The sequence below is a fragment of the Pseudomonas sp. genome (assembly GCF_050739995.1).
GTDB lineage: Bacteria > Pseudomonadota > Gammaproteobacteria > Pseudomonadales > Pseudomonadaceae > Aquipseudomonas.
Genome location: NZ_JBOICG010000340.1, coordinates 1 through 10,067 on the forward strand (window position 1 = coordinate 1; position 10,067 = coordinate 10,067).

Consider the following 10,067-nt stretch of genomic DNA (forward strand, 5'->3'; position numbering starts at 1 on the left):
ATCACATACTGATCAAGGATGCCGCTGATTTCTTTAGGCGAAGGCAATTTATGCGCGCTGCTTTCGGCCTGGGCTTCCTGCACCTCCTCACGGATGATGTCATTGCACAGGTCGACGCACTCGTCGCAGATAAAGACCGAGGGGCCGGCAATCAACTTGCGTACTTCATGCTGGCTTTTGCCACAGAAGGAGCAATAGAGCAGCTTGCCGTTGTCCTCGCCGTTGCGGGTGTCAGTCATTCGTTCGATCCAAATCCGATAGGCTTGCAACACAAGATGAAGGCTTATGCGGGCTTTTTCAAGCCCGCCAGTGGTCGGATACGCCGACCAGCCATATTTTGAGCGGCTTAATTAAGCGGGACGCTGGGTGATCACTTCGTCGATCAGCCCGTATGCCTTCGCCGCTTCGGCACTCATGAAGTTGTCGCGATTGGTGTCGCGCTCGATTTCTTCCAGGGTGCGACCGCTGTGCTTGGCCATCAGCGTATTGAGACGCTCACGGATAAACAGGATTTCCTTGGCATGGATTTCAATGTCCGATGCCTGGCCCTGGAAACCGCCCAGTGGCTGGTGAATCATTACGCGCGAGTTAGGCAGGCAGAAACGCTTGCCTTCGGCACCAGCAGTCAGCAGGAATGCGCCCATGCTGCAGGCCTGACCGATGCAGGTGGTCGACACGTTCGGCTTGATGAACTGCATGGTGTCGTAGATCGACATACCCGCCGTCACCGAGCCGCCTGGGGAGTTGATGTAGAGATGGATGTCCTTGTCCGGGTTTTCTGCTTCAAGGAACAGCAACTGCGCACAGATCAGGTTGGCCATGTAGTCCTCTACCGGACCAACCAGAAAGATCACTCGCTCCTTGAGCAGGCGCGAGTAGATGTCATAGGCGCGTTCGCCACGAGCAGATTGCTCGACAACCATCGGGACCAAGCCGCCAGCGGCCTGGATATCAGAGTTCTGCTGAATATAGGAATTACGGAACATGCTCTGCAGTTACTCCCAAATAGTCATGTCTTGAAAACGCATAAGCCAGCGCGAGGCTGGCTTATGGTTGTATTTCCAACGAGTTGGACAATCAGTCGGCTTGTGCTGCTTCCGCCGGTTTGACTGCTTCTTCGTAAGAGACCGCTTTGTCGGTCACCTTAGCCTTCTGCAGAACAGTATCCACAACTTGTTCTTCCAGCACAACCGAACGTACTTCGTTCAGCTGCTGGTCGTTCTTGTAGTACCAAGCCACGACCTGCTCAGGCTCCTGGTAGGCCGAGGCCATTTCCTGGATCATCTCGCGAACGCGATCTTCGTCAGGCTTGAGGTCGAACTGCTTGACCACTTCAGCCACGACCAGACCCAGCACAACACGGCGCTTGGCTTGCTCTTCGAACAGCTCGGCCGGCAGTTGATCAGGCTTGATGTTGCCACCGAACTGCTGAACCGCTTGAACACGCAGGCGATCAACTTCGTTGGACAGCAGGGCCTTAGGCACTTCGATCGGGTTGGCAGCCAGCAGACCGTCCATGACCTGGTTCTTGACCTTGGACTTGATGGCCTGGCGCAGCTCACGCTCCATGTTCTTGCGAACTTCGGTACGGAAGCCTTCGATACCGGTTTCCTTGATGCCGAATTGAGCGAAGAACTCTTCGTTCAGCTCTGGCAGCTTAGGCTCGGATACGCTGTTGACGGTAACGGTGAACTCAGCGGCTTTGCCGGCCAGGTCCAGGTTCTGGTAGTCAGCAGGGAAAGTCAGGTTCAGAACGCGCTCTTCGCCGGCTTTTGCGCCAACCAGGCCGTCTTCGAAACCAGGAATCATGCGGTTGGAGCCCAACACCAGTTGGGTACCCTTGGCGGAGCCGCCAGCGAATGCTTCGCCGTCAACCTTGCCAACGAAATCGATGTTCAGTTGGTCTTCGTTCTGAGCAGCGCGATCGGCCACTTCGAAACGGGTGTTCTGCTTGCGCAGGATTTCCAGCATGTTGTCCAGGTCGGAGTCCGCTACGTCAGCGCTCAGGCGCTCTACGGCGATATCTTCGAAACCGGCAACGGTGAATTCAGGGAACACTTCGAATACAGCAACGTATTCCAGGTCTTTACCAGCTTCCAGGGACTTAGGCTCGATCGAAGGCGAGCCAGCCGGGTTCAGCTTGTGCTCAACAACGGCCTCGTAGAAGGAAGCCTGGATCACGTCACCCACTGCTTCCTGACGCGCGTCAGCACCAAAACGGCGCTTGATTTCGCTCATTGGCACTTTGCCTGGACGGAAACCAGCGATCTTGGCCTTTTGGGCAGTCTGCTGCAGACGCTTGTTGACCGCAGTTTCGATGCGCTCAGCCGGCACGGTGATGCTCAGGCGACGCTCGATAGCAGTAGTATTTTCAACAGAAACTTGCATGGATATTCCTCGTTGCACAGACGTTAGCCGGCCATTTCCGACCCCAATCAAGGGCATGCATTCTAGTGGGTCAAACTCAAGAAGTCACCCTACTGCAAATACGCCCGAAAACAGCCGGCAATTTATCGGTACGAAGGCACTGAACGACCTCGCCCCGGTGACAAATACATCCCATCACGCCAGGGCTCTGCGCCGCCCCTTCTATATATAGAAGAAGTCGCCATCCATCTCCCTGACGGCCAACCCCTCAAACCGGGCTGGCTGGCAGCGCAGCATCATCGAGATACATAAATACGACGACATGCCCCGCCATTGCGACCCAACACCTGCAGCCGCCGAATATTCGAAGCGCTAAAACCAAAAAAGGCGCCAGACTGTTAAATCTGGCGCCTTTCGAATATGGGGTGGACGAAGGGGATCGAACCCTCGACAACGGGAGTCACAATCCCGTGCTCTACCAACTGAGCTACGCCCACCATATTGCATTAACAAAGAACTCGAACATCTTCTTTGTTGAACCTCACCTCGCCTTGCGACAGGGTGACGCCTTGAAATTGGTGCGGATGAAGAGACTCGAACTCTTACGCCTCGCGGCGCTGGAACCTAAATCCAGTGTGTCTACCAATTCCACCACATCCGCGCTTGAAGCTCTTAAAGCAAAGGCGCCAGACGATTAATCTGGCGCCTTTCAAAATATGGGGTGGACGAAGGGGATCGAACCCTCGACAACGGGAGTCACAATCCCGTGCTCTACCAACTGAGCTACGCCCACCATATAGCGCTACTTGTGCCAAAGCTGCCTAATGGCGCACCCGGCAGGACTCGAACCTGCGACCATCCGCTTAGAAGGCGGATGCTCTATCCAGCTGAGCTACGGGCGCCTTATTAATCTGTACTCTTGGAGGATTACAAACTAAGTGCTTCCAGCCTTGCAGATCAACTATTCTGCTCGACCTTCTTAACCAGTGCTAGGCTGTGCCCGACAAGTGCGACGAATAGTATAGAGGGCATTGATACCCGTCAAATCTTTTTTGAAAAAAACTGATTTTATTTAAGGGGTTAGGGCAATTTGCAGACCAAGCGCCTTTGCCCTCACGTCATGGCGTGCGAGAATGCGCGCACTTTTCTTCCCCCTCTCGATGGTTAATCACGCGTAATGACTGCACAACTTATCGACGGCAAATCAATCGCCGCCAGCCTGCGCCAGCAGATCGCCAAACGCGTCACCGAGCGTAGCCAGCAAGGCCTGCGCACGCCCGGCCTCGCGGTGATCCTGGTCGGCAGCGATCCTGCCTCTCAGGTTTATGTCTCGCACAAGCGTAAAGACTGTGAAGAGGTCGGCTTTATTTCCAAGGCCTACGACTTGCCTTCCGAGACCACCCAGCAGGCCCTTACCGACCTGATTGACAACCTCAACGATGACCCGAGCATCGACGGCATCCTGCTACAACTGCCGCTGCCTGAACATCTGGATGCCTCCAAGTTGCTGGAGCGCATCCGCCCGGACAAAGACGTCGACGGTTTCCACCCTTATAACGTCGGCCGCCTTGCCCAACGTATCCCGCTGCTGCGCCCGTGCACGCCAAAAGGCATCATGACCTTGCTCGAGAGCACCGGTGTCGACCTGTATGGCCTGGACGCCGTGGTTGTCGGCGCCTCCAACATCGTCGGCCGCCCGATGGCCATGGAACTGCTGCTGGCCGGCTGCACCGTGACCGTCACCCACCGTTTCACCAAGGACCTCGCAGGCCATGTCGGCCGCGCCGACCTGGTAGTCGTGGCTGCCGGCAAACCGGGCCTGGTCAAGGGTGAGTGGATCAAAGAAGGCGCCATCGTCATCGACGTAGGCATCAATCGTCAGGAAGATGGCAAGCTGGTCGGCGACGTCGTGTACGAAACCGCCCTGCCCCGCGCCGGCTGGATCACACCGGTACCCGGTGGCGTCGGCCCGATGACTCGCGCCTGCCTGCTGGAAAACACCCTTTACGCAGCAGAAACCCTGCACGCCTGATAATCAGGCGTACTGAAAAAGCCCTGCCTTATCGCAGGGCTTTTTATTGCCTGACAGAAACGATGGGAAAAGGGTCGATGATCAGACGTTCGATGCAGCGACCGCAGCCTCATCAATAAACGCGGCAACCTCGGCGGGCCTGGTCGCCAGCGAAGCGTGGCTGGTCGCCAAGGTGATCGTGCTCCGGGGATTGAGCCGTGCAGCCATCCATTTCTGATTTTCAGGATGAATCATTCGGTCGTCGCTGGACACTTGATACCAGGACGGTTTCTTCTTCCAGGCAGGCGCAGTGACCTTATTGCCAAAGGTGCTGGCCAGCGGTGCCTTTTGAGTGACTGCCATCACCAAAGCCTCGCTGGCAGGCAGATCCTGGCAAAAGCTCTCATGGAATTTTTCCTGCTTGACCCACAGATAGCCGTCGCTGTCAGGTTCAAGGTTTGCAGCTGCCTCCGGCAGATTGCGCTGGGTGATCTCGCCCGGGCTCTCACCGGCATCAGGGGCGAATGCCGCAATGTAGACGAGCCCGATGACATTAGGTTGGTTCCCCGCCTCGGAAATCACCGCGCCACCGTAGGAATGCCCCACAAGCAGAACCGGCCCCTTTTGCTGGGCAATCATTTTGCGCGTTCGCTCAGCGTCATCGGCCAGTGACGTCAGAGGCATCTCTACTGCCTGTATGGACGTATAACCTTTGCGATTCAACTCAACGATGACTTTGCTCCAGTGCGCCGCACCACCCCAAAAACCATGTACTAGCAATATCGTCGGCTTACTACTCATTGTTGAAACCCCGCTCGTCAGTGAGAAAAACCCGCAGCACCAAAAGTCGGGGCGCCCATTGTTTGCTTCAGACGGCCGACTTCAGACATTTTCTTGAGGTATTCAGTAAAGCTTGAGTAAGTACTATTGCATGCGAAATAAGGCGCCGGTCAGACAGCGGAAAAGCTCGCGACCAAAGGCAGGTACATAATCGGTACAACCTCTGCCAATCATCGGCTTACAGCCTTTATTTAAAGCTCTCTATCGTTTTCTGATCCATACTCCTAAAATGTAACGGCATTTGTCATAAAACCCGTTCCCAAACGGCATTTCCTTACTTTTTAGCGAGTTCACCCGCGTGAAAATTCGTCTCTCTATCTTCAGCCTATTGTTTGCATTTACAGGCACCCTCGCGCACGCAGCCGAAACCACCCAGGCTCCGCGTGATACGTCCAAACTTCAGATCGCCTCCGGCAGCGCCATGCTGGTCGACCTGCAGACCAACAAAGTCATCTATTCCAGCAACCCCGACGTGGTGGTGCCCATCGCTTCGGTGAGCAAATTGATGACAGGCCTGGTGGTGCTGGAAGCCAAGCAAAACATGGATGAGTACATCGACATCAACATCAAGGACACGCCGGAAATGAAAGGCGTGTTCTCCCGCGTGAAAATCGGCAGTGAAATGCCACGCAAAGAGATGCTGCTGATCGCGCTGATGTCCTCTGAAAACCGCGCCGCCGCCAGCTTGGCCCACCACTACCCGGGCGGCTATCCGGCCTTTATCGCGGCGATGAACGCCAAGGCCAAGGCACTGGGCATGACCAGCACCCACTACGTGGAACCCACCGGCCTGTCGATTCACAACGTGTCCACCGCCCGTGACTTGAGCAAGCTGCTGGCCTACGCACGCAAATTCCCCATGCTCAGCCAACTCAGTACCACCAAGGAAAAAACGGTGTCGTTCCGCAAGCCCAACTACACCCTGGGCTTCTCCAACACTGACCATCTGATCAACCGTGCCAACTGGGATATCAAGCTGACCAAGACCGGCTTTACCAACCAGGCCGGCCATTGCCTGGTACTGGTGACGAGCATGGGCAACCGTCCGGTTTCATTGGTGATCCTGGATGCCTTCGGCAAGTTCACCCACTTTGCCGATGCCGGTCGCATTCGCAACTGGGTCGAGACCGGCAAGGGTGGTTCAGTGCCGGATGTCGCGTTGCGCTACAAGGCTGACAAGAACCTGAAGAACCGCCCGAATGCTGCTGAAGTGCGTCGCTAAGCGACAGCGCTGACTCCACTAAGGGAGGGGCAAGCCCCCTCCCACATTTTTTATTTGCGTTCCGCCAGCACCTTGAGCGCCTGCGCCGCCGCTTGCTCCTGCCCGGCCTGGGCCGTGGCATTGGCCGACGCGCGCCAGCGTTGCGTATCCACATTGGCGGGCAACTGGCTCGGACGTTGAGTCAATATGGCCCAGTGACCCGCGCTTTTCCACGCCGACTCAAAGTCGCTGAAGCTCATCAGCATTCGCCGCTCCATACCCGAGCGCAGCAACACGGTGCTTTTTTGCTGATTGAACCCCACCACCACGACATACCGGGTTCCAGACCAGAAACTCGGGTTGAGCCGCGCCATCACCGGATAACCCGCCGCAACCTGCGCCAGCACCGCCGTCAGTTGGTTGTCCAGCGGGTACACCATCAGCCCGTATTCACGAGCCAGCACCTGCATGTTGCGCTCAAGGTCAGCTTCGCCTCCAGGTAGATGCAGAGGCTTATCCAGCAAACCCGGTGTCATGACAATGCCTTGTTGCGACAGCATGCTGGCCAAGGCGCTGGGACCACTCTGGTAGGCCTCGCTGCGAAAGGTCGGCACGCCATTGAGTTCGACGCGCTCCGGCAGGCCCGGCAGTTTCGAGGGGTGCCCGGAACACGCCGCGAGCCCCAAGGCACAGGCCAGCAACAAGGTGGTTTTAACGTTCGACCGTAACCGCAATTTCTTACTCTCTTGATCAACTGCCGGTGAGGGCCCAGATCATAGCCCAATCGCGTTTAGGTAGGAGAACGACGGCGCTGATATAGCAAACAAGTTGGACAGACTCGACCATTGGTCAATAGCAGGCAACCGCCAGGTAGCTAGACTGTCCATTGAGAAGACTGTGTGTGCCCCCGATGGGGCGAAAGGAGGCCCAGATGAGCCTTGCAACGACGATTTTCCTGTTGGTATGCGGTTGGCTGGCCGTTGCCGGCGCCATGCTGTGGGGCGTGATGCGCGTGACCCGTCGCCATCATCATCCCCACGTCAAACCTGCCAAGCCGCCTAAAGTGGCGACGGCACGGCACGCTTAGCCAGGCATGCAATTGAAATCCTGGGTCGCCGCCACTTCCTTGCCGTGGCCGTCCTTGAGCACGGCGCGCACGGTAGTGCCCAGGCTCGATTCCACCAGGGTGTAATGCTCACCCGCCTTGAAATTCTTGTACTCGACCCGCCCCTGGCAGTCCTGCTGGTTGTCGTCGCCTGGCTCTTCTTCAAATAAGGTCACATCCAGACGGTGGTCACCCGGGGTCACTTCAAAAAAGCGCCCGTCATCCACGCGCTTGCCGTCGACGCGTTCGGCCATCAGGTCATTCGGCGCTTCTTCTTTCAATCCAATCCACGCTTCGCTCGGGTCCGCCTTGGGGATCGGGCCGGCACATGCCGACAGCAGCAATACAGCACCAAGGGCAGGAATCAACAACAAGGGTTTAAGTGACATGGCAGGGCTCCAAAGGACATCAGTAAAAAGACGAGGCGAAATGTGTCGCGTCCGATGGGCTACAAGCTTGGAGAGCCACCCTTTGTAGAACAAATGAATACATATGAAACGATCTTCAGCCGTTAACTAAATGTTCCTTCACCTGGCTGAAAGGTGCGTGTTAGGTGGGTCGGGCAAGACTGCCGGGGTTTGCAATCCTGCTCCCTCGGAGGTTCACGCATGCTCGGGCTGGTAAAGACCGCACTGCAAAAGCCGTACACGTTCATCGTGTTGGCCATATTCATCTGCATCATCGGGCCGATGGCGGCCCTGCGAACCCCCACGGATGTGTTCCCCGATATCGGCATCCCAGTGGTCGCCGTGGTCTGGCAGTACAACGGCCTGTCACCGGATGCCATGGCCGGCCGGGTGATCTACACCTATGAACGCTCCCTGAGCACCACCGTCAACGACATCGAACATATCGAATCGCAATCGCTGCCCGGCATGGGCATCGTGAAGATCTTCTTCCAGCCCGGCGTCGACATCCGGACCGCCAACGCCCAAGTGACCGCCGTTTCACAAACCGTGCTCAAACAGATGCCACCGGGCATCACGCCGCCGCTGATCCTCAACTACAGTGCCTCCACGGTGCCGATTTTGCAGATGGCGTTTTCCAGCCCCACGCTCTCGGAAGCCAAGATCCGCGACCTGGTGCAGAACAACATTCGCCTGCCATTAAGCGCCCTGCCCGGTTTGGCCATGCCCACCCCCATGGGTGGCAAACAGCGCCAGATCACCCTCGACCTCGACCCGCAGGCACTGGCTGCCAAAGGCCTGTCGGCGCAAGACGTAGGCAACGCACTGGCGTTGCAAAACCAGATCATCCCCGTGGGTACCGCCAAGCTCGGCCCCAACGAATACACGATCCTGCTCAACAACAGCCCCAAGGCCATCGATGAACTCAACGACCTGCCGATCAAGACCGTCGACGGCGCGCTGATCACCATCGGCCAAGTGGCCCACGTGCGTGACGGCTCACCGCCGCAGACCAACATCGTGCGCGTCGACGGTCACCGCGCGGTGCTGATGCCGGCGTTGAAAAACGGCAGCATTTCTACCCTGTCGATCATCGACGACATTCGCCAGATGCTGCCGCGCATCAACGAAACCCTGCCGCCATCGCTGAAGACCTCATTGCTGGGTGACGCCTCGGTGTTCGTCAAGCAATCGGTGGGCAGCGTGGCCCAGGAAGGCATCATCGCCGCCTTGCTGACCAGTGCGATGATCCTGTTGTTCCTCGGCAGCTGGCGCTCCACGTTGATCATCGCCGCCTCGATTCCATTGGCAGTGCTGTCAGCCATCGCGCTGCTGGCAGTCTCCGGGCAAACCCTCAACGTGATGACGTTGGGCGGGCTGGCCTTGGCCGTGGGCATCCTGGTGGACGATGCCACGGTGACTATCGAGAACATCAACTGGCACCTGGAGCAAGGCAAGGCGGTGAAGACCGCGATCCTCGACGGCGCCGCACAGATCGTCGGCCCGGCATTCGTCTCGCTGCTGTGCATCTGCATCGTGTTCGTGCCGATGTTTTTGCTGCAAGGCATCGCCGGTTACCTGTTCCGGCCAATGGCCCTGGCGGTGATCTTCGCCATGGCCAGCTCGTTCATCCTCTCGCGGACCCTGGTGCCGACCCTGGCAATGTTCCTGCTCAAGCCCCATATGCCGGAACAAGGCGCGGGACATCACCCGGAAGATGAATTCATCAACCACCACGAGGGCGAGCAGCACCAAAAACCTCGCAACGCCCTGCTGCAAGCGGTGCTGAATTTCCAGCAAGGGTTCGAGCGTCACTTCTCGAATATCCGCGACACCTACCACGGCCTGCTGACCTTGGCCCTGGGCAACCGCAAGCGTTTTATCGTCGGCTTCCTGGCTTGCGTGCTCGCCTCATTCCTGTTGCTGCCGAGCCTGGGCCAGGACTTCTTCCCGGCCACCGACGCCGGTGCCCTCGCCCTGCACGTACGCTTGCCCCTGGGCACCCGTATCGAAGAAAGCGCGGCGGCGTTCGACCGGATTGAAGCGCGGATTCGCGAAGTGATCCCGGCCGAAGAACTGGACACCATCGTCGACAACATCGGCATCCCGCTGAGCGGCATCGACATGGCCTACAGC

General features: G+C 57.5%; 10 protein-coding genes and 4 tRNA genes. 4 read left to right on the forward strand and 10 right to left on the reverse strand.

What is annotated here, in order from left to right; genetic code table 11:
• The 7 genes from ACRESD_RS11340 to ACRESD_RS11370 form a co-directional block, all read right to left on the reverse strand.
• Positions 1-239 (reverse strand): ClpX C4-type zinc finger protein (locus tag ACRESD_RS11340; RefSeq protein WP_431750988.1); only part of this gene is annotated, 239 nt, incomplete at its 3' end.
• Positions 240-350: 111 nt separating this feature from the next.
• Positions 351-986: an ATP-dependent Clp endopeptidase proteolytic subunit ClpP gene (gene clpP / locus ACRESD_RS11345; RefSeq protein WP_017129550.1), complete on the reverse strand. Its 636-nt coding sequence runs from the start codon at positions 984-986 to the stop codon at positions 351-353.
• Between the two features lie 91 nt (positions 987-1,077).
• Complete coding sequence (tig, locus tag ACRESD_RS11350; protein ID WP_431750989.1) at positions 1,078-2,388, reverse strand: trigger factor; 1,311 nt, start codon at positions 2,386-2,388, stop codon at positions 1,078-1,080.
• A 400-nt stretch (positions 2,389-2,788) separates the two neighbouring features.
• Positions 2,789-2,864: transfer RNA gene (locus tag ACRESD_RS11355), tRNA-His, on the reverse strand.
• Positions 2,865-2,943: 79 nt separating this feature from the next.
• A tRNA-Leu gene (locus ACRESD_RS11360) sits at positions 2,944-3,028 on the reverse strand.
• Between the two features lie 56 nt (positions 3,029-3,084).
• Positions 3,085-3,160 (reverse strand) — tRNA-His (locus ACRESD_RS11365).
• Between the two features lie 32 nt (positions 3,161-3,192).
• Positions 3,193-3,269, reverse strand: a tRNA-Arg gene (locus ACRESD_RS11370).
• A gap of 275 nt (positions 3,270-3,544) precedes the next feature.
• Between ACRESD_RS11370 and folD the strand changes: the two genes are divergently transcribed.
• The gene (gene folD, locus ACRESD_RS11375; protein WP_431750990.1) at positions 3,545-4,399 is read left to right on the forward strand and encodes a bifunctional methylenetetrahydrofolate dehydrogenase/methenyltetrahydrofolate cyclohydrolase FolD; all 855 of its coding nucleotides are present in this window, start codon (positions 3,545-3,547) and stop codon (positions 4,397-4,399) included.
• 81 nt (positions 4,400-4,480) lie between these two features.
• Here folD and ACRESD_RS11380 read toward each other — a convergent pair whose 3' ends face one another.
• Positions 4,481-5,179, reverse strand: coding sequence for an alpha/beta hydrolase (locus ACRESD_RS11380; RefSeq protein ID WP_431750991.1), 699 nt, complete (start codon positions 5,177-5,179; stop codon positions 4,481-4,483).
• Positions 5,180-5,516: 337 nt separating this feature from the next.
• Between ACRESD_RS11380 and pbpG the strand changes: the two genes are divergently transcribed.
• Complete coding sequence (pbpG, locus tag ACRESD_RS11385; protein WP_431750992.1) at positions 5,517-6,440, forward strand: D-alanyl-D-alanine endopeptidase; 924 nt, start codon at positions 5,517-5,519, stop codon at positions 6,438-6,440.
• A 50-nt stretch (positions 6,441-6,490) separates the two neighbouring features.
• Here the strand turns inward: pbpG and ACRESD_RS11390 are convergent, their stop codons facing one another.
• Positions 6,491-7,153 carry a peptidase C39 family protein gene (locus ACRESD_RS11390; RefSeq protein WP_431750993.1) on the reverse strand — a complete coding sequence of 221 codons (663 nt, stop codon included), beginning with the start codon at positions 7,151-7,153 and terminating at the stop codon, positions 6,491-6,493.
• A 197-nt stretch (positions 7,154-7,350) separates the two neighbouring features.
• Between ACRESD_RS11390 and ACRESD_RS11395 the strand changes: the two genes are divergently transcribed.
• Positions 7,351-7,506 carry a hypothetical protein gene (locus ACRESD_RS11395; protein ID WP_431750994.1) on the forward strand — a complete coding sequence of 52 codons (156 nt, stop codon included), beginning with the start codon at positions 7,351-7,353 and terminating at the stop codon, positions 7,504-7,506.
• Here the strand turns inward: ACRESD_RS11395 and ACRESD_RS11400 are convergent.
• Complete coding sequence (locus ACRESD_RS11400; protein WP_431750995.1) at positions 7,503-7,913, reverse strand: hypothetical protein; 411 nt, start codon at positions 7,911-7,913, stop codon at positions 7,503-7,505. The genes ACRESD_RS11395 and ACRESD_RS11400 overlap by 4 nt on opposite strands.
• 219 nt (positions 7,914-8,132) lie before the next feature.
• Between ACRESD_RS11400 and ACRESD_RS11405 the strand changes: the two genes are divergently transcribed.
• A partial coding sequence (locus tag ACRESD_RS11405; protein WP_431750996.1) for an efflux RND transporter permease subunit occupies positions 8,133-10,067 on the forward strand: 1,935 nt, incomplete at its 3' end.